Annotated in this window: 15 protein-coding genes and 1 tRNA gene; 5 read left to right on the forward strand and 11 right to left on the reverse strand. The window is 40.8% G+C overall.

What is annotated here, in order from left to right; all coding sequences use genetic code 11:
• Positions 1 to 65: 65 nt before the first annotated feature.
• From ABXT41_RS03875 to sdhC, 4 genes are read right to left on the reverse strand one after another with little or no spacing between them, the layout of a single operon-like run.
• A complete protein-coding gene (locus ABXT41_RS03875; RefSeq protein ID WP_415390214.1) occupies positions 66 to 770 on the reverse strand; it encodes a succinate dehydrogenase iron-sulfur subunit in 705 nt (234 codons plus the stop codon).
• A gap of 22 nt (positions 771 to 792) precedes the next feature.
• Positions 793 to 2,559, reverse strand: coding sequence for a succinate dehydrogenase flavoprotein subunit (gene sdhA, locus ABXT41_RS03880; protein ID WP_415391451.1), 1,767 nt, complete (start codon positions 2,557 to 2,559; stop codon positions 793 to 795).
• A gap of 16 nt (positions 2,560 to 2,575) precedes the next feature.
• The gene (sdhD, locus tag ABXT41_RS03885) at positions 2,576 to 2,950 is read right to left on the reverse strand and encodes a succinate dehydrogenase, hydrophobic membrane anchor protein (RefSeq protein ID WP_415390215.1); all 375 of its coding nucleotides are present in this window, start codon (positions 2,948 to 2,950) and stop codon (positions 2,576 to 2,578) included.
• Positions 2,941 to 3,318, reverse strand: a complete 378-nt coding sequence (sdhC, locus tag ABXT41_RS03890; RefSeq protein ID WP_415390216.1) for a succinate dehydrogenase, cytochrome b556 subunit — start codon at positions 3,316 to 3,318, stop codon at positions 2,941 to 2,943. Before sdhC ends, sdhD begins: the two co-directional genes overlap by 10 nt.
• 316 nt (positions 3,319 to 3,634) lie before the next feature.
• Between sdhC and ABXT41_RS03895 the strand changes: the two genes are divergently transcribed.
• Positions 3,635 to 4,912 (forward strand): citrate synthase, encoded by a 1,278-nt coding sequence (locus ABXT41_RS03895; protein WP_415390217.1) that lies wholly within the window; start codon positions 3,635 to 3,637, stop codon positions 4,910 to 4,912.
• A gap of 550 nt (positions 4,913 to 5,462) precedes the next feature.
• Positions 5,463 to 5,762, forward strand: a complete 300-nt coding sequence (locus tag ABXT41_RS03900) for a hypothetical protein (protein WP_415390218.1) — start codon at positions 5,463 to 5,465, stop codon at positions 5,760 to 5,762.
• 58 nt (positions 5,763 to 5,820) lie between these two features.
• Here ABXT41_RS03900 and ABXT41_RS03905 read toward each other — a convergent pair.
• Positions 5,821 to 5,896, reverse strand: a tRNA-Ala gene (locus tag ABXT41_RS03905).
• 68 nt (positions 5,897 to 5,964) lie between these two features.
• Positions 5,965 to 7,449 carry a glutamate--tRNA ligase gene (gltX, locus tag ABXT41_RS03910; protein WP_415391452.1) on the reverse strand — a complete coding sequence of 495 codons (1,485 nt, stop codon included), beginning with the start codon at positions 7,447 to 7,449 and terminating at the stop codon, positions 5,965 to 5,967.
• A 197-nt stretch (positions 7,450 to 7,646) separates the two neighbouring features.
• Between gltX and dusA the strand changes: the two genes are divergently transcribed.
• Positions 7,647 to 8,657 carry a tRNA dihydrouridine(20/20a) synthase DusA gene (gene dusA / locus ABXT41_RS03915; protein WP_415390219.1) on the forward strand — a complete coding sequence of 337 codons (1,011 nt, stop codon included), beginning with the start codon at positions 7,647 to 7,649 and terminating at the stop codon, positions 8,655 to 8,657.
• Between the two features lie 18 nt (positions 8,658 to 8,675).
• Entirely contained in the window at positions 8,676 to 9,116 is a 441-nt protein-coding gene (locus tag ABXT41_RS03920; RefSeq protein ID WP_415390220.1) for a TerB family tellurite resistance protein, read from the forward strand.
• A gap of 20 nt (positions 9,117 to 9,136) precedes the next feature.
• Here the strand turns inward: ABXT41_RS03920 and ABXT41_RS03925 are convergent, their stop codons facing one another.
• From ABXT41_RS03925 to ABXT41_RS03935, 3 genes are all read right to left on the reverse strand, one after another.
• On the reverse strand, positions 9,137 to 9,628 hold the full coding sequence (locus ABXT41_RS03925; RefSeq protein ID WP_415390221.1) for an STAS domain-containing protein: 492 nt from the start codon (positions 9,626 to 9,628) through the stop codon (positions 9,137 to 9,139).
• A 1-nt stretch (position 9,629) separates the two neighbouring features.
• Positions 9,630 to 10,808, reverse strand: coding sequence for a PP2C family protein-serine/threonine phosphatase (locus ABXT41_RS03930; protein ID WP_415390222.1), 1,179 nt, complete (start codon positions 10,806 to 10,808; stop codon positions 9,630 to 9,632).
• Between the two features lie 82 nt (positions 10,809 to 10,890).
• On the reverse strand, positions 10,891 to 11,679 hold the full coding sequence (locus tag ABXT41_RS03935) for a VacJ family lipoprotein (protein WP_415390223.1): 789 nt from the start codon (positions 11,677 to 11,679) through the stop codon (positions 10,891 to 10,893).
• 411 nt (positions 11,680 to 12,090) lie between these two features.
• Between ABXT41_RS03935 and ABXT41_RS03940 the strand changes: the two genes are divergently transcribed.
• Complete coding sequence (locus ABXT41_RS03940) at positions 12,091 to 13,338, forward strand: putative porin (RefSeq protein ID WP_415390224.1); 1,248 nt, start codon at positions 12,091 to 12,093, stop codon at positions 13,336 to 13,338.
• An 85-nt stretch (positions 13,339 to 13,423) separates the two neighbouring features.
• Here ABXT41_RS03940 and hrpA read toward each other — a convergent pair whose 3' ends face one another.
• Together hrpA and ABXT41_RS03950 are read right to left on the reverse strand one after the other, a co-directional pair.
• Positions 13,424 to 17,356 carry an ATP-dependent RNA helicase HrpA gene (gene hrpA, locus ABXT41_RS03945; RefSeq protein ID WP_415390225.1) on the reverse strand — a complete coding sequence of 1,311 codons (3,933 nt, stop codon included), beginning with the start codon at positions 17,354 to 17,356 and terminating at the stop codon, positions 13,424 to 13,426.
• A gap of 10 nt (positions 17,357 to 17,366) precedes the next feature.
• On the reverse strand, positions 17,367 to 19,049 hold the full coding sequence (locus tag ABXT41_RS03950) for an AMP-binding protein (RefSeq protein WP_415390226.1): 1,683 nt from the start codon (positions 19,047 to 19,049) through the stop codon (positions 17,367 to 17,369).
• Positions 19,050 to 19,517 lie beyond the last annotated feature (468 nt).

Raw genomic sequence — 19,517 nt, forward strand, 5'->3', positions numbered from 1 at the left:
TTCTTTTTAACATGCAATCACAGAGATTACTGCTTCAAAATCTTTAACAAGCTTAGATGATATATCTAAGTAGCACCTCTCAACAACATATTGCGAATATGCCCAATTGCCCTGGTCGGATTTAACCCTTTTGGGCAAACTGCAACACAGTTCTGAATTCCATGACAGCGGAATACGCTAAATGGGTCTTCGAGATTAGCTAGTCTATTTTCTGTATCGGTATCCCTTGTATCTGCTAAGAAGCGGTAGGCCTGCAGGAGTCCCGCAGGACCAATAAATTTTTCGGGATTCCACCAAAACGAAGGGCAGCTTGTTGAGCAGCAAGCGCAAAGTATACATTCATACAGCCCGTCTAGTTTCGCACGATCTTCTTGAGACTGCAGTCTTTCTATACCTGGTGCAGGCTGATTGTTGACCAAGTAAGGTTGAATTTTCTCATACTGAGCATAAAACTGACTCATGTCTATAACAAGGTCACGAATTACGGGCAAGCCCGGCAATGGACGAATCACTAACTTGTTGCCTTTTAAACACTCAGATAAAGGAGTTATGCAAGCCAGCCCATTCTTACCATTAATATTCATACCATCAGACCCACACACGCCCTCACGACAAGATCGACGGTAGGAAATAGAAGAATCTTTAGCTTTTAACATGCCGAGCACATCAAGCACCATAAGATCTTCCCCTTGGGTGTCAAAGTCATAATCCTGCATATAAGGCGCTTCATCTACCTCAGGATTATATCGATAAATACTTACTTTCAACATAATACAATAAATCCTTATTTAGTTAGTAGACGCGGGCTTTCGGTTCGAAAGCGTCCATAGTCTTGGGTGAAAAATTTACCTTTCTTTTGTCTACATGCTTATCTTCAGGAAAGTACATAGAATGGCATAACCAGTTCTCATCATCACGTTCAGAAAAATCTTCTCTAGCATGAGCTCCACGACTTTCTTTGCGCCATTCTGCAGTAATAGCAGTAGCCTCCGCCACTTCTAGCAAGTTATGCAGCTCTAGCACCTCAATACGTGCAGTATTGTAAACATTACTAGTGTCATCTAGACGAGCATTTTCTATGCGAATTCGTAAAGCTTTTAGCTGCTCAATGCCTTCCTGCATATAGTCGCCTCGACGAAAAACGCCAAAATAATTCTGCATGATCTTTTGCAGTTCAACACGTAACACACCTGCAGGCTCCCCATCCTTATTACCGCTATTAATTGCATTCAATCTTTTCATAGCAGCATTAACATTTTCTTCCGTTGGATCGGCTAGCTCAATGCCTTCACGAAGAGCCTTTTCGATAAACAGGCCTGATGCTCTTCCAAACACTACTAAATCAAGTAAAGAGTTTCCGCCCAGTCGATTGGCTCCATGAACAGAGACGCATGCTGCTTCTCCGCAGGCATACAAGCCCTCAATGGCCTCAGGATTGCCTGCTGCATCAAGCGTCAATGCTTGGCCATCAACGTTTGTTGGGATCCCTCCCATCATATAATGACAGGTAGGAACAACAGGAATAGGCTCTTTGACTGGGTCTACATGCGCAAATGTCCTTGAGAGCTCACATATCCCTGGCAAACGACTTTCTAGCACATCCTCTCCAAGATGATCTAGTTTTAACAACACATGGTCGCCATTTTTTCCGCAACCTCGACCCTCGAGTATCTCAAGAACCATAGAGCGAGCGACAACATCACGCCCTGCAAGATCTTTAACATTTGGAGCATACCGCTCCATGAAACGCTCTCCATCTTTATTGATCAGATAGCCGCCCTCACCCCTACAACCTTCAGTCACTAGAGTGCCTGCTCCATAAATTCCAGTGGGATGAAACTGCCACATCTCCATATCCTGCACTGGAAAGTCTGCCCTAAGAGCCATACCAATCCCGTCACCAGTACAAATATGAGCATTAGTTGTAGATGCATAAATACGGCCAGCTCCACCAGTAGCCATGACAGTCGCGCTTGACTTAACAAATACCGTTTCACCGGTCTCTATATCTATAGCAATCACACCAACAACAGCATTGTCATCATTTTTTACCAAATCAACCGCATACCATTCATTAAAAAATACTGTTTCGTTTTTAATGTTGTTTTGATAAAGGGTGTGCAAAAGAGCATGGCCTGTTCGATCTGCAGCAGCACAGGTCCTAGCTGCCTGGCCCCCTGCACCAAAATCTTTGGACTGGCCCCCGAAAGGACGCTGATAAATACGCCCTTCTTCAGTTCGAGAAAATGGTAAACCCATATGATCAAGCTCAAATACCGCCTGAGGGCCAACTGAACACATATACTCAATAGCGTCCTGATCACCGATGTAGTCAGAACCTTTGACCGTGTCATACATGTGCCATCTCCAGTCATCATTGGGGTCATCGCTAGCAATAGCGCACGTAATACCACCCTGAGCAGAGACTGTATGTGAACGAGTCGGAAAAACTTTACTTATGACTGCTGTTTTGTAACCAGACTGGGATAACTGTAGGGCCGCACGCATTCCAGCACCGCCGCCACCAATAATAAGTCCGTCGAAAGAAATAGTTTTCATTTTAGTGCTCATGTCTTTAAATTCCCCAAACTATGTCAAGTGCCCAAATAAGGTATATCAGCGTGATTGTGATCATACCTATCTGAAATAGAACACGTAAAAATGTTGCTTTTGGGCCAAGCAGCCTCACGGTTACATAATCTGTCAGGACGCCCCAAAGACCAATCCAAGAATGGATTGCAATAGACACCACTGTCAGAACATTCAGCACCTTCATTGAAAATAATCCATTCAAATTTCGCCACTGATCATAATCTAAATTCGGCTGAGCTAAAAAATAAAATGTTACAAAACAAATATATACTGTAATTATAACCGCTGTAACACGCTGTAACAGCCAGTCAGATAGGCCATTACGGCTAAAACTTGTGATATTTGTTATTACACCCATATCCAAACTCCCGCCAAAATAATCAGCAAGGCTGAAAGGATTAAAACTATCTTAGCTCCCAACTGCCCACCTTTTAATGTTTCACCAAAACCAAAGTCCATGACCATATGCCGCAAGCCTGCCACTAAGTGGTAAGCTAAAGCGGCTAATGATAGCCAGATAATAATCTGAGGAATTAGGCTAGTCATACACTCTTTGAGTGAGTTAAAGTCCTCTTCGGAGGATAAGCTTGAATCCAACATCCACAGGAAAAGCGCAACAATGGCAAATAAAACAACTCCGGAGATTCTGTGAAGAATCGACACATAAGCAGTAATGGGAAGATGCATTGTTCCGATATCTAAGTTAACAGGTCTTTTTTTATTCACAATAATCTATACCTTAAAATTACCTGTCTGAAAATTCAGAATACAGGCAAGAAAATTTGTAAGCTCAATGAATTCAATAAGTGTTGCTGAATGGCTATCTTAACGAACTCGGTTGGTTGGCAATTATATGTACATTGCACCCCTCTTACAATGAAGATGTGCCACACAATACCGGTTATTCATAAAATTTATTCGAAATTAATGTGCGCCTAAAATTGACAAATTAGCGGATCGCGCTATAGTTTCGCACTGTATTTTTATTGCTAAGCACTTTGTTGCTGGCAGACCTTGATTTGAAATATCGTAGGAGAGCCCAATGAGCAGCAAGAATTTTTATCTGTCGTCTAAACATTCAGATGATGCTATAGAGCTACCAGTTTTAAACAGCACGATCGGACATAACGTAATAGATATAGCCAAGATACCGCAAACAGGGTGTTTTACGCTAGACCTAGGCTTTGGCGCTACAGCAGCTTGTGAGTCAAAAATCACATTCATTGATGGCAATAAAGGCGTTCTTCTTCATCGAGGCTACCCAATTGAAGAGCTCGCAGAAAAATCAGATTTTCTTGAAACTTGCTTTCTTTTAATCAATGGAGAGCTTCCAACAAGTTCAGAAAAAGAAAACTTTTTAAGATCTATACAAAAGCACCGAAATATAGATGGCTCAACCGAGCAACTCCTCAAAGGATTTCCTAGGGGTTCCCACCCTATGGCAATGCTGTGTACAGTTGTGGCCGCTATGTCAGCAACATACAACTCGAATACCGACATCACTAGCGCAGAAGACCGGATGCTTACCATCTACAGGTTGGTAGCAAAAATGCCTATTTTGGCCGCCATGTGTCATCGGCATTTTATCGGCCAACCTTTTGTAGCTACAGATGATCGTCTTGATTATGCTGAAAACTTCTTAAACATGATGTTTGGAACTGCTGGAAAAGAAAGTACTGTTAGTCCGGTGTTAGCAAAAGCGATGGATTTAATTTTTTTGCTCCATGCAGATCATGAGCAGAATGCTTCTACATCTACAGTCCGTCTCTCTGGTTCTACTGGAGCCAACCCTTATGCATGCATAGCTAGCGGTATCGCTGCGCTCTGGGGTCCCGCTCATGGCGGCGCAAACCAAGCAGTGCTTGAAATGCTAGAAGAAATTGGTGATGAAAAACATATTGAAAGCTTTATTCTTAGAGCTAAAGACAAAGAAGATTCATTTCGCCTTATGGGATTTGGGCACCGGGTCTACAAAAACTTTGATCCCAGAGCTAGAGTTATGAAGGTTAGCTGTGATGAGGTATTAGCCGAGCTTGGTCTAGAAAATGATCCTCTACTAAAAATTGCCAAGCGTTTAGAGCAAATAGCGCTAGATGATCCATATTTTGTTGAGAAGCAGCTTTATCCCAATGTTGATTTTTATTCCGGAATTATTATGAAAGCGATTGGCATCTCTCCAGAGATGTTTACAGTAATTTTTGCTACCGGCCGCACTATTGGATGGATTGCTCATTGGAATGAAATGCTCAGCAGTCCTTATCGAATTGGCAGGCCACGCCAACATTACACTGGTTATGGTAAGCGAAGCTATCCTGCATAGCTGTAGAAAATAAATCTTAATCAATATCAATCAAAAGGCCATAGTTAATCTACGGCCTTTTTTCCGCCCAAAAAAGCGCATAAGGCATTATTGAAAAGTAGTTTAGACGCTGGGGTCTAGCTTTAAAAATAATCTACCTACAAAACTACCTACAAAGTTACCTACAAAACCTTTTTAATTTGACTTACTGTAGTACTCGTCCATATGCAAAATGGTGTGCTTTAAAAGTATTTCCAATCGGGAGTATTCTGTAAAAAAGAGCAAGCAGGTAATTAAGGGGAAGTGTTTTAGAATAGTATTATATCTTCTCTGTATAGTCAGTTTTTATTGTTGGCAAATAAAAGGATTCAAGCTCGAGCATGAGGCCTTGCAGGATCGCGATAGAGAAGAGTATTCTAAGCTAGAGGTAGAGGTAGAGTATTATCTTAAAAGATTTGAAACCGAAAGCCGTCAGATGTGGTTGTGGAGTTTCGTAGATGGGGTTTAGCCATGGGATCCTGCTTATGTACTAATTTTTTAGACCTTTTAAATAAAAAAATGAAATTAAAAAATGAAAAAATTTATGGAAAATTCTATGACTTTTGCAAATGGAGAAAAAGCGGCGAAAGAAGAAATAAAACTTGATGGATTTGACCTAGAGCTCTGGAATGAGTTTTTAGAACATCCAGAAGATTTTAAACAACTCTTTAGTAAAACTTTACATAATAAATCAGATGAATTTATAGAAGGGTATAAAAATTATTATAGTTCATATGCACTATGGGCAGACACAATTTCCTACAGAGATGATTTACCTTCATGGAGAACTCCTTGGAAAAATAACCCTAAAAAGACGAGTGATGAAAATTAAATAATGAAACTAAAATTAACAGCACTTACGTTTATAGCAGCATTATTACTTTTATAAATGGTGGAGCCTAGCGGGATCGAACCGCTGACCTCAACACTGCCAGTGTTGCGCTCTCCCAGCTGAGCTAAGGCCCCATAAAAAGGATCGCAAGTTTAGGGATAGCCTATATGACTGTCAAGTCAAAACCCTATCGCTATCCAAACTACTTAGCTTGTTGACGGTAATCACTTTCCCACTGCTTAAGCTGTTTCTTGGACGCGCCTCCAGCGGCAACCAAGGCACTTCTTAACCGAGCACGCACAATATCTGGGCCCAAAATAGACATCGCATCAAATAATGGTGGGCCAGAAGGAGCACCGACTACTCCTATGAATAATGGGAATAAAAAATCCTTTAATTTTAGATTAAGTGAAACTGCAATTTGATTTAACTCTTGATACAAATTGTCTCGCGTCCATTCAGTTACTGTATCTAAACGCCAACTACTGTATTGCAATATCTGACGCACGGACTCATTATCGAGTTTTTTATGCTCAAAGCTCGCCTCTTGAAGAATCGGCATGCCAGAAAACATGAAGCTTAGCATGGGGACAACATCAGAAAACTTCTCAACCCTTTCTTTGACTAAAGGGATCATTCTTGAAAGGTGATTCTTATTGAAGGCCCACTCAGCAACACGATCACCAAACTCAGCATCACTTAGCTCTTCGCGAATCCAGCATCCATTTAGCCAATCTAATTTTTCCGCATCAAATATAGGTCCACCTAAATGAACCTGGGTAATATCGAAGTTATCTAACATTTGTTGCAGTGTAAATTTCTCTTCCTGGTTTGGCATCGACCAACCCATCCTTCCGAGGTAATTTAAGATTGTCTCGGGCAAATAGCCCATCTCTTTGTAAAAATTAATACTGGTAGGATTTTTGCGCTTACTGAGCTTGCTCTTATCTGCGTTTCTTAGCAGAGGAAGATGGCAGAATTGAGGCATATCCCAATTAAAATAACGGTAGAGCAGCAAGTGTTTTGGTGTTGAATTGATCCACTCTTCGCCGCGTATCACATGACTAATTTCCATTAAATGATCATCTACTACATTTGCCAAATGATATGTGGGCATGCCGTCAGCTTTTAGTAAGACTTGCATATCAATCTGAGACCAGGGGATAACGATTTTACCCCTCAAAAGGTCAACAAATTGACAATCACCCTCCTCGGGAACCTTTAGTCTAATAACATAAGGTTCACTTCGGCTTAATTTTTCCTGAATCTCTAAATTAGACAGCTTGAGACCTCTTCCATCATACCTTGGCATTTCGCCGCGAGACATCTGGTCTTGTCTCATAAGACTAAGCTCATCAGGCGTGGCAAAGCAATAAAAAGCATGCCCCCTATTAACGAGATCCATTGCATGATCATGGTATATGTCTAGTCGCTCACTTTGACGATAGGGGCCATATTTTCCCCCGATATCAGGGCCTTCTGACCAATCCAGTCCAAGCCATCTAAGGGAATCAAAAATCATTTTCTCTGAGCTAGACGTGCTTCTAGTTTGATCAGTATCCTCTATGCGGAGAATAAATTCACCACCAGAACTACGAGCAAAACATAAGTTAAACAGTGCTATGTAAGCAGTCCCTACATGCGGATCGCCAGTGGGCGATGGAGCAATTCGTGTACGAATAGACATCATGTATCCCGCTAATAAAAAGTTAATATACTGATACCCATTATACTTTTTTTATTTGTTCAATCACTTTGTTATCCTCATAAAAGATAAGATTTCTTCATATCATTAAAATTCATACAGCAGGCACCCGTAATTAAAGCCATATGAGGGAATTTCCAGATATAATGTCATCTTTCAGAAACCAACGGCTAGACTCAATGTCAAATGACACGCATGCCATCGAAGCTCCGTCAGGAATCCGGCTAAACAGGCGTTTTTCTGTTGCCCCCATGATGGATTTTACCGATCGTTACTGTCGTCTTTTCCATCGTTTACTGAGCAAGCATGCCGTGCTTTATACAGAGATGATCACAACTGGTGCGCTGATATACGGAGATACTAGACGTCATTTGCATTATGACAAGGCGGAACACCCAATTGCTCTACAGCTAGGAGGGAGCGACCCAGAGGCTTTATCTCAAAGCGTCAAGCTTGCTAATGACTACGGATACGATGAGGTTAACCTCAATTGTGGCTGTCCTAGTGATCGAGTTCAGTCAGGCAACTTTGGTGCCGCGCTCATGAAAGATGCCCCATTGGTCGCCAAGTGCTTTAAAGCCATGAAAGAAACCTCTGACACTCCAATTACTATTAAACATAGAATTGGTATCGATGATGATGAAAGTTATCAATTTCTATCAGACTTCGTCGGTACAATAGCTGACGCTGGGTGCCAAACATTTATTATTCACGCTAGAAAAGCGTGGTTAACGGGCCTAAGCCCGAAAGAAAATCGAGAGATTCCTCCCTTAAATTATGAATACGTATATCAACTCAAGCGTGATTTCCCAGACCTTGAAGTCATTCTCAATGGAGGAATAAAAACTTTAGAGCATGCCTTGGATATACTAAGACATGTTGATGGAGTGATGATGGGGCGAGAAGCTTATCAAAATCCTTACTTGTTGTCTGACGTTGATCAGAAGATATACCAAAGCAAAAGACCTCAAATTACACGAAAAGAAGTCATCAGACAGTTCGCTCAAACCCTCGAAAATGAACTATCATCAGGAGTTAAATTGAGTCATATGACTCGACATCTCCTTGGATTATATAAGGGAGTTCCCGGGGGTCGTAAATTCAGACAGCACATTAGCGAGAATGCCCATTACCCCAATGCTGGTATTGATATTCTTTTTGAAGCACTAAATCATGTCATGCCACAATAAATTTAAGGAGTCCTTCCATTGATCAATAACATTCGGCAATTTTTTACCACTAAAATCATTGACCCTATGGGTGATGAGCAACACCAACAACACCTAGCTGCGGCGGCACTCATGGTAGAAGTGATGGTGATTGATCGTAAAATTTCAAATAAAGAACTATTTGCCATTAAAAAGATATTCGATCATCAATTCGATCTGCGAGAGAATGAAATTGATCAGCTTCTAGATCTCGCAAAGGAAGAAGTTGATGAGGCTACCTCACTCTATCAGTTTACACGCCTCATCAATGATCAATTTGATGCAAAAAAGAAGAGGGATTTAATTGAAAATCTTTGGCAAATCGCCTTTGCCGATGAGGTGCTTGATAAGCACGAAGAAGCTATTATTCGACGAATAGCAGAGCTTATTTATGTGCCTCATGCAGATTTTATAAAAACCAAACAAAAAGCCAAAAAATAGCGCTGTTAAGCTATAAAAAATTACCGTCCTTTTTCGAGCGCTTGAATTAAATCTAAAAATTCATGTTTATTTTTTTCATTAAAAGAGGACAGCAAGCGATGCGCGTCTAAGACCTGTTGTCTGGTCCTATCCGCTACGGCTGATGGGTCTTCAACAGAAAGCTCTTCATAATCCTCGAGCCTTGATCGCAGTCTTTGCACTATTTTAAACACATCATCTAGCCCCATAACCATAAGCGTTTCATAAAGACTTTCATCTGGACAGAAAACGATAGGTCGTATTTTAAAATTCTCATTAGAGTAAATGGCCAGCTTAGCAAGAAGACCGAGAGTTGTGCTGTCCACTCCTTCGGTATCAACCATATCAACTATTATTTCGGAAATTTTTTCAGACTTGAAAATAACCTCCATATAATTGTTTAATGATGCACACAAAGTGACTCGCACATCCCCCACTAGCCTAATAATATACGAGCGGCCGTCTTGTGATACTAAAATTTTACCGGGAGCCACCTTATTCACCCTTCCGCAAAGTTAAGACAGTGACGTCATCTGGTGCATCTTTTTTAGTTTTACTGACACCTAGCCTTTCGCAAATGTCCTCTATAGATTCGTCTGACTGAGAGACCGAATCAGAAATAAATTTTTCTTTCTCTTTGAGTGATTTACCAGGCAAGAGCTCAAGAACACCGTCTGAAACCAAAGCTAACAAAAACTTATCAGGTAATTCTATCTCCTGAACTTCCCAGCTACACTTACTGAAGATCCCGACAGGTTTGCCTCTCCCCTTTAGAGTCTGAATACCACCATTAGAAATAAGCACTGGCATAGGCATGTGTGACGCTACCGAATAACGAAGAATATTTTTTTGCATATCCAGGGATCCGGCAAAAATAGTCAAATGCTTATCCAAATCAAGTGCCATAATTTGTCTGTTAATATGTTCAATGAAACCCTTCGGAGCCATCGACATAGCATCTAAGTCTTTGTTTGCTTTATGGCGTTTTAAGAGACGACTAAATACGAATTTTAGCAGCACAGTAAGAAAAGCAGAGGATGATCCATGTCCTGATACATCTGCGACATAAAAAACCAAATAGCGATCGTATAAAATATTATATCCAACAAAATCGCCACTCAAATATAACGAAGGGGAAATCCTGTAAGCTATCTCATACTTATCTTTTTGTAGTGGTGTAGGCGGTAGCAGGCTGTTCTGAATCTGACTTCCCGCAATTTGATCCAACTCAAGAAGATGCAAACTATCATTTAATTCACGATTAGCTTGCTCTAACTGCTGACGATATTCTAGATTTTGACGGATCAAGCTTTTAAATTCAGAAGCGCGCTCTATTGCTTCCTGAAAACGATTTTCAGCAAAAGGTTTAATTAGGACATCAGAGGCATTTTGATGGAAAAATTTTGCAACTTCACGGGGATTAACCTCAGGCAAAATAACTATATAAGCAGTCGCTGAGTCTAAGCTTAGTAGGGCAAAAAACTTATCTTGCATTAAGTCCAATGGCAAATCTAAAGCTACTACAGCAGGTCGTTTTGTTTTAATAGCAGCTATGGCTTCAGAGATGTCTTCGAATTGAGTTACCTGCCAGTCCGTATCAACCAAATCCTCTTCTAAAATCCGACAGTTATCCAAACTGTCGGATACAATAAAGAGGTCGCCTTTAATTGACATAGGTTATCCGAGTACTCAGGCATATAAAGTTAATAGCGGACTGATTTCGAGCTAGAAAACTTGCATGTCACTAAATAGTGAACTAAAAATCATCCTCTACCTTTCCGTCATCAACTAAATATTGACGGCGCTGAAGATAAATATCACGATAAAATGCATACTTGTCACCCTTAAAAAGTGCTTCCGCTTTCAGCAATTCAGCTCGAGTAGTCAGCCCATCTGAACCATATATGGCGTTACGAGCAGGTATATCGTCTATTTCAGAAATTGGGTTGAGCAGCTGATCAATCACTCTTGATGGAGCATCACGAAGTGTGCTGGGACCAAAAATAGGCAGCATTAAATATGGGCCTTCTTTAACACCGTAAAAACCTAAGGTCTGACCAAAATCTTCGCCTTCATTTTTTGGCAACCCAAGATTATCTGCTACATCAAAAAATCCACCTAGGCCAACAGTACTGTTAATAAGGAATCGGCCAGTATCATTGGTGGCTTGCTTAAATTTACCCTGCATCAAATCATTGGCAATATTGACGAGCTCGCCCAAGTTAGAGAATACGCGGGAAAGCCCCTCCTCCACAACATCAGGTGTAACAAACCGATACCCTTTAGCTAGGGGTTTAAACGCATAGGTATCAATCGTGTCATTAAAGGCAAAGATCTTTCTGTTAAATCCTTCCCATGGATCGTAGATCGAGTAATCCAAGTTAAGTTTTTGATCAAGAGCTTCAGATTGATAGCTAGAGCTATTACTTGAGTTTTCATAAGATAATGCAGGAGCTGTACTTTCATTAGATGACTCAGGGTCACCGCCACTAAATACTTGCCCTGATAACAAGACTCCGGCTAACAATAGCGCTGTGTGCTTCATTCTATAATCCTCAGTATTAATCAAAAATTATTATTATTTATAGCTATAAAAATTGGCTTGCTGGTATATATTTTGCTAATTCTACACCTTCGTTTTTTTCAGGTATACCGGAAGAACAATTATATGTTCTACTCTATAACAGAACAGCTCAAAATACCTCTCTTGATCCACTAAAAATGCATTTCATTTCTATTATATAAAAAAAGTTCCATAAAAAAATAAAATTATTCTTAAATCTCAACTAGTCATAAAAATGAAATATATATCCGCGACAATAGGCGACATAGTTTGTACAGAAGAAACACTTTAGTTGTAATTTTGTTAGTTGTAATTTTGTTCAAACTTTAAACCGACTAAAAGTAAGCTAAAAAATTTACTCTTGACACATAAAAAAGATTGGAGTTTCATAAAATGAAATATATTGCATTTTTCTTAGTTGTTGCAACATTAATCCTCAGCCCTTTTACTATGGCCAGTAGCAGTATTCACAACGAAGACTCTATTGCAGAATTAAAAGCACAGATGGCTCAGCTGTCTAAACGCCTTGACAACATGGACACATACACTGCGACCCTAGGCAAGAGTAAGAAGAAGTTGGCCTGGGCAGAAAAAATAAAAATCAAAGGTGACATGCGCTATCGTTATGAAACCATAGAAGATGATCGTAAACTTGCAGCAGCAGGAGCTGACGATCGCAACCGTTCGCGTATACGTGCCCGCCTTGGTGTGACCGCACAAGTATCCGAAGACGTAAAGGCAGGATTTGCCCTAGCCACGGGTACTAATGGTGGAGACCCCGTGTCTTCTAACTCAACTTTTAATGGAGGTAACTCAGATAAGGGTATTGTACTTGACCAAGGTTATATTTCTTGGAAATTTTATGACAATATGACTTTGACTGCTGGTAAAACGAAAGTACCTTATTTTAAGCCAGGAAAAAGTGGGTTAATTTTCGATGGTGATTTAAGGCCAGAGGGTGCACATATAAAGTATAAAAACAATAATGTCTTTGCAACGTTGGGCTATAATTTCTTGAATAGTGATGATGGCTCTAGCGGCAATAATGACATCATTGAAACTTATGGTGCACAGGTTGGCTATAAATTTAAAGTCGACAAGAATACTAAGGTTACTGTAGGTTTAGGTTACTACAACATACCACTTTCAGGTTCAGAGCTCGCTGATGTAATGACAGATCAGTTCGGTAACAGCAAGAACGGAACGACTTATGCTTATAATTACGAAATACAACAAGTTTTTGCAGAAGTCAAAACTAAAATCGCAGGTCAAAAGTCGACCTTTTATGCTGATTATATCAAGAATGACGGTGATTCTGACATAACTGGTATTTCTGATCCCAAAGAAGATACTGGTTTCGTTTATGGTGTCAAAGTTGGTAGTGCCAAGAAGAAAGGTGGTTTCGCATTCGGTTACGCTCACCAAGATCTCGAGCAAGACGCAACCTTTGGTGGGCACACTGATTCAGATTTTGGTGGCGGTGGAACCGACACCAAAGGCTCTAAGTTAAGCGCTGCTTTAGGCTTAAGTAAAAATACCTCATTAGCTCTTATTTACTTCGACACTGAGTACGGAAAAGAGTCGCGTGGAACGCAATACGACTACGAGCGCCTTCAGGTTGATTTAAAAACTAAGTTCTAGTTAATAAAGGCTCCCACAGAGGAAAAAGCGACTCTTTTGAGTCGCTTTTTTTTGTATCAATAGCAGTGCATGTCTTAAAAAATCTTTAAATCAGATTTTGTAATTTTTTCCAATGAAGATTAATTCGCTTTCTTGAAACAGGAACAACAGTCCTTAAGGCTTGAGAAAAAATAGATACACGATATTCTTGAAGTAAAAGGCGATGCTCCCAAAACTCAGCTATAGTAGCTAAGGATGATTCTCCCATTAATTTATTTTGCTCTATCAAGCGGTTCTCTAAGTCCTGTATCTCTAGTATCTGGCTTTGCTCTTTATTTGTATTCTGATGCAATTTCTCTAAACGACAAAGGATCGACTTTAGGTATCGATGATATTGTTGTAGCAGCTTCATTGGCGTCTGAAACAAAAATCTATCACAAAAAAGCATATTGAGCTGCTGATCAATATCTTGAACAGTTTCCATATAAGACAATTTATGCTTCTTCATCTCTCGTCGAATATCAGCAATTAAAGAAGTCCAAGGCGACACCATCGCATCGAGTTCATTAGCTGCTGAAACAACCTTATTTTTTCCTTCTGCATGCCTGGATTCAAAATCAGATTTATTCCTGGGTATTACCTGACCTTCAAGAAAACTTAAAAAATAGGCTTTATCTATTATTTGCTGAATCAATCCCTCTTTTCCCCCAAGCCCAGCCAACTTTAACTGAAGATCCATTCCATTCAATAAGCCTTTTTTAAGATATCTCACTGAGGCCAAATCTATAGCTTGGTGTAACCGAGTCAACCCATACAATGTCCTATTTGTCGCTAACTCTTGATTATCGAGTAAGGTTAAATTGATTACATTCTCTTCAACAACCAACGCAGGATAGGCGCGAATGGTGAGCCCTTTTTGAAGGATCAAATACACCTCCGGCAAGTCCTCAAACTCCCAATCCTTTAGATCTTTTTTTTCAATCGTATCGGTTGTCGCTCGAGCGAGTGTGTCAGATATTTTCTCTCGATACTGCGTTTTCAAGCCTACTAAATCTTTGCTCATGGCAAGGACGCAAGAAGACTCATCGATTAGTTCAAAATTGATACGATAAATATTATCTAAAAACGCCTGATTCCAATCGTCAGTTTGTATATCGATTCCAGCCTGTAATTTAAGGTGAATGCCTAATGCCTCGGTCAACTTCACATTTGAGGGCTTCAACGACTCCAGAGCTTTATCTACATAATCAGGAACAGGCACAAAATTTCTACGAATAGGCTTAGACAGGCCTCTAACAAGAGCGATGCATTTATCACGGAGCATTCCAGGCACAAGCCACTCAAAAAGATGCATCGGTACTTGATGCAATACACCGATTGGCACTGTAACAGTCACCCCATCTTTAACGTGCCCAGGTTCAAAATGATAGGACACGAGGTATGAGACGCCATCCCACTCGATAGTGTCTGGAAATTCAGAAATATCGGGGTGACAATGATTGTCTTGGCTCAACAAATCGGCACTCATATGCAGGAACTTTAAGGCACCACCTTTCAGCGCCTGCTCTTTTATTTTGCGCCAAGCCTCAAATCCAGACAAAGTCACTATATCTTCAGGAATTAAGCGGTCGTAAAAATCAAATATGACCGAATCATCCACCAATATATCCCTGCGGCGAGTCCTAGACTCAATATTCAGCAGGCTATCTTGAAGTTTAAGATTGTGGTCAAAAAATTTCCCTTTCCCCCGGTATCCACCTTCCACCAAGGCAGCACGAATAAATATTTCTCGTGAAATTACTGGATTGATCTTCCCGTAAGCACAGCGTTTTTTGTCTACTATCAGTAAGCCGTAAAGTGTCTGTTTTTCGTAAGCCATCACCTGGCCATTGCGGACACTGTAATGTGGTTCACTATAGGTTTTTTTGACCAGATGAGCAGCCAGGGTAGGCAGCCAGCTTGGGTCTATTTTTGCATTATGATGACTAAACAGCCTTGAGGTCTCAATCATCTCTGCAGACATCAACCATGGAGGTGGAGCTTTGCTAACAGATGAGCCAGGAAACACATAAAACTTACGATTTCTTGTGCCAGTAAATTCTTTGCTAATTTTTTCCTGTTTTTTTTCTGCACCTTCACTGTCAACAGCTGTTCGTCGGCAACCAATTTGACCCAACAATCCGTGCAGCAAGGATCTATGGATAGCTTCATAACCTGCAGGCTGAGGATTTTCTTTTATTTTTAGCTCACGACATATGCCATGAAGCTGATGGTGCAACTCTCGCCATTCACGCATTCTTAGAGGAGAAACAAAATTTTGACGGCAATACCTATCAAATTGATTCCTGCTTAAGTCTTGTCGTTGCTCCTCAAAGTGTCTCCATAAATTAACTAAAGTGCTGAAATCAGACTCCTTATCTTTCCACTGTCGGTGCTTTAGATCTGCAGCCTCCTGGCTATCTGGCGGTCTATCCCGAGGATCCTGAACACTCAATGCTGAAATGATAATTAGAACTTCTTTAAGGGCCCCTTCATCCTCTGCAGCTAGGAGCATTCTTCCTAATTTGGGGTCTGTCGGGATTCTGCATAATTTTCGACCTATCTCAGTTAATCCAGACTGTTTAGTTACGGCCTGCAATTCCTGCAGCAAGCTATATCCATCATTTATTAAACGATTATCGGGAGACTCTAAAAATGAAAAATCTCGGATATCCCCTATTTTCAAATTCAGCATCTTTAAAATAACTGAGGCCAAATTGGTACGAATAATTTCTGGATCAGTGAATGAGGGGCGGCCATTAAAATCCTCTTCGCTATACAATCGAAAACATGTTCCGTTGCTTGTTCGCCCACAACGACCTTTGCGTTGATTGGCGCTTGCTTGAGAGATAGGCTCGATAGGCAATCGTTGTACTTTTGTTCGATAGCTGTAACGACTAATCCTGGCTGTACCTGGATCGATAACGTAACGTATTCCTGGGACTGTTAGGGAGGTTTCCGCAACATTGGTCGCAAGAACGATCCTGATGCCTTTGTGAGGCGAAAAGACCTTAGTTTGCTCCGACAGACTTAATCGCGCATATAGAGGCACAACATCGAGGTGGGGGAGTTGCGCCTTCCGTAATACACTTGCTGTTTCACGTATCTCTCTTTCTCCGCTATGAAAAACCAATATATCCCCACGCTCAGGAAGCGCTAAAATATGCTCCACCGCGTCCAGTATGGACTGCCCTAAATCTCGATCCTTTAATACTGGGATATATTCGAGATCAACTGGATATGTGCGTCCAGATACCTCAATAATTGGCGCGTCGTTAAAGTGCTGAGAAAACTTCTCTAGATCTATAGTTGCAGAGGTAATAATCAGTTTTAAGTCAGGCCTCTTGGGAAGAATAGTCTTCAGATAACCGAGTAGGAAATCAATATTCAGACTCCTTTCATGGGCCTCATCGATGATGATGGTGTCATATTTGCTAAAATAACGATCGTGTTGAATTTCAGCCAGCAATATACCATCCGTCATTAACTTAACTAGTGTATTTTCACTGCTTGTTTCATTAAAACGAACTTGGTATCCCACAGTTTCGCCAAGGGGCTGCCCAAGCTCCTCGGCAATACGGCTAGCAACGGTTCTGGCAGCGATTCGCCTTGGCTGGGTATGCCCTATAAGGCCTGTCGCGCCACGACCCAGATCTAAACAGATTTTAGGTAACTGTGTTGTTTTTCCTGAGCCCGTTTCTCCAGCAATAATAACAACCTGGTTACTCAAAATCGCTTCTTTGATCTCATCACGACGCTCAGCAATAGGTAAATCTTCGGGGTATTTAATCGTAGGGATACTAGCATAGCGCAAACTACGCTGTTCGCAGGAATGATTCAACTTTTTGATAAAGCGCTTTAACTCAACATCAACAGCTTGACCCGTCTCAGCGCAATGGCCAATTCTTGCCAGTACTTGGCCTAATGAATAGCGATCGACACTTAGGCTGACAGCGATTTTTTTTCGCCACAGAATTATTTCATTTTGTGTCAATTTCATTACCCATCACTTAATTATCTCGTAGTTCTCGACGCAACACTTTACCTATATTCGACAAAGGTAATTCATCCCTGAACACTATATCTCTTGGCCATTTATATCGAGCTAACTGGTTGGCATAAAAAGACCGCACCTCTTCTTCTGTTAAGTTGGAATTAGAGCTCACCAAGAATAACTTTACGGCTTCGCCGGAATCGTCGTCAGGCACACCTATAACAGCACAATAGGTGACATCTGGATGATGAGAAATCACATTTTCAATTTCATTTGGATACACATTGAATCCAGAAACAATAATCATGTCCTTTTGTCGGTCATGAACATAAAGAAAACCATCGGTATCAACAGAGCCTATATCCCCTGTTTTTAACCACCCATCTTCCGTGAGTGTCTTTACTGTCTCTTCGGGAAAATTCAGATACCCTTGCATTACCTGTGGGCCTTTAACCCAAATTTCGCCATGCTCGCCAACGCCTAAAGGTTTTCCGCTAGAATCAGCAATACGTAATTCTGTCTCTGGCATGGCTATTCCGACTGAGCCAATTTTTCCAGAATGCTTAGGACAAAAAGAAACAATTGGAGAAGCCTCTGTTAAACCATAAGCATCGCTGATCTCGCAACCGGTCATGGATTTCCATGCTTCAGCTGGGGCAGCAACCAACGCAGCACCGCCGGATAAGGTAATTTTCAGAGCAGAAAAATTTATTTTCTTGAAATCTTGATGCTCCATCAAGGCAACAAACAACGTATTTAACCCAGAAAACATTGTGGCGGGCCACTTTCTTAATAGTGATACAAAGCCATGAATATCCTTAGGGTTGGGTATCAACAGTGTATGGGAACCCATATAAATTCCAATAGTGAGAACCAGTGCAAAGGCATAAATATGATAAAGTGGCAAAGGAGAAACAATACGCTCAACGCCCATTTTAGCGCCCGAGTGCTCAAGAGCCACCCATCCTTGACGAGCCACACTAATAAGATTTCCATGACTAATTATTGCAGGTTTCGACACGCCTGTTGTGCCTCCTGTGTATTGCAGTAAAGCCATATCATCAGGATTTAATGTAGCAGGAATAAAATTGTCATCAATACTACCAGAAAGCGCTTGACGCAACGGTGTTGCTTTGCCAAAAGGCACAGACCTCCCTAACAGCTTAAGAATAATCGTCATCACCTCACGCTTTACCGGGGGATGCAGATCAAAAGGAGTTGCAACAAATATATGCTTTATAAAGACTTTTTTAGCAACGGCTTCAATCACTGGTAAAAATTTATCGAAGACCACTACCCCCCTAATACCAGCATGAGAAAATTGATATTCAAGCTCCACCTCCGTGTAAAGTGGATTAATATTTACCACCACTAGGCCAGCTTTAAACGCCCCATATGCTACCACTAGATATTGAGATAAGCTGGGCATCTGAATAGCTATTCGATCGCCAGCTTGAAAACTTGTAGATTGCTTTAGGTGAATAGCAAATGTCGTTGAAAGAGTGTCTAGCTCTTTATAGTTAAGAGTGTTTCCTAGCGAGGTAACAGCTGGCTGCTTGGGAAATCGAGCGACAGCTTGCTCTAAAACATCAAGTAATGATTTAAGTGGTGACGACTCCAAGGAATCAGGAAAAGAATAATCCAACCTAGCCTTACAAACAGCTTCATTTACAGATTTGATTGATCTATCTGCTTCCATCACTTCTTTCCTGTAAATATTTACCTGCCATCCTTCTCTTACTAATCACCCATCAGAGTCATTTAAATATAGTCTAATTTCGACGGTTTGAAAGCTTTTTTGGTCTAGATCTACAATATAAAATATATGAAAATAAGGCTAAAAAATACCAAATAAAGATAGTGAACGTCCCTCGAAAATAAGACTGTCCTGTCTTTCCCGACACCCCTTCAATAAGACTCGCAAACCAAGCGGGTGCCAAAAAATAACTTCCAGACTCAACATATATTGGGACAAATAGCACCGCGGCAATAAAGATCAACAAAAGATTTCGAAAATGCCCGCTAGGGACTATTTCTCTAAATCGAAAGAAAAAAGACATGACCATCAAAGATCCAAGATAATAACCAAGTAGCCCCCAGTAATAATTTTCCACTGAATACATATATACTCCGCATTACTTGCTGATAAAAAAGCAAATCTAACAAT

This window comes from Porticoccus sp. Uisw_050_02 (assembly GCF_047729555.1).
In the GTDB taxonomy this organism is placed as follows: domain Bacteria; phylum Pseudomonadota; class Gammaproteobacteria; order Pseudomonadales; family Porticoccaceae; genus Porticoccus.

Bases quoted from the DNA above. Each gene is read 5' to 3' on its own strand.
- hrpA (WP_415390225.1), bottom strand. From the start codon at position 17,356: ATGAAATTGACACAAAATGAAATAATTCTGTGGCGAAAAAAAATCGCT.
- ABXT41_RS03930 (WP_415390222.1), bottom strand. From the start codon at position 10,808: ATGTCAATTAAAGGCGACCTCTTTATTGTATCCGACAGTTTGGATAAC.
- gltX (WP_415391452.1), bottom strand. From the start codon at position 7,449: ATGTCTATTCGTACACGAATTGCTCCATCGCCCACTGGCGATCCGCAT.
- ABXT41_RS03900 (WP_415390218.1), top strand. From the start codon at position 5,463: ATGAAAAAATTTATGGAAAATTCTATGACTTTTGCAAATGGAGAAAAA.
- ABXT41_RS03895 (WP_415390217.1), top strand. From the start codon at position 3,635: ATGAGCAGCAAGAATTTTTATCTGTCGTCTAAACATTCAGATGATGCT.
- sdhA (WP_415391451.1), bottom strand. From the start codon at position 2,559: ATGAAAACTATTTCTTTCGACGGACTTATTATTGGTGGCGGCGGTGCT.
- sdhD (WP_415390215.1), bottom strand. From the start codon at position 2,950: ATGGGTGTAATAACAAATATCACAAGTTTTAGCCGTAATGGCCTATCT.
- ABXT41_RS03935 (WP_415390223.1), bottom strand. From the start codon at position 11,679: ATGAAGCACACAGCGCTATTGTTAGCCGGAGTCTTGTTATCAGGGCAA.
- dusA (WP_415390219.1), top strand. From the start codon at position 7,647: ATGTCAAATGACACGCATGCCATCGAAGCTCCGTCAGGAATCCGGCTA.
- ABXT41_RS03875 (WP_415390214.1), bottom strand. From the start codon at position 770: ATGTTGAAAGTAAGTATTTATCGATATAATCCTGAGGTAGATGAAGCG.
- ABXT41_RS03950 (WP_415390226.1), bottom strand. From the start codon at position 19,049: ATGGAAGCAGATAGATCAATCAAATCTGTAAATGAAGCTGTTTGTAAG.
- ABXT41_RS03940 (WP_415390224.1), top strand. From the start codon at position 12,091: ATGAAATATATTGCATTTTTCTTAGTTGTTGCAACATTAATCCTCAGC.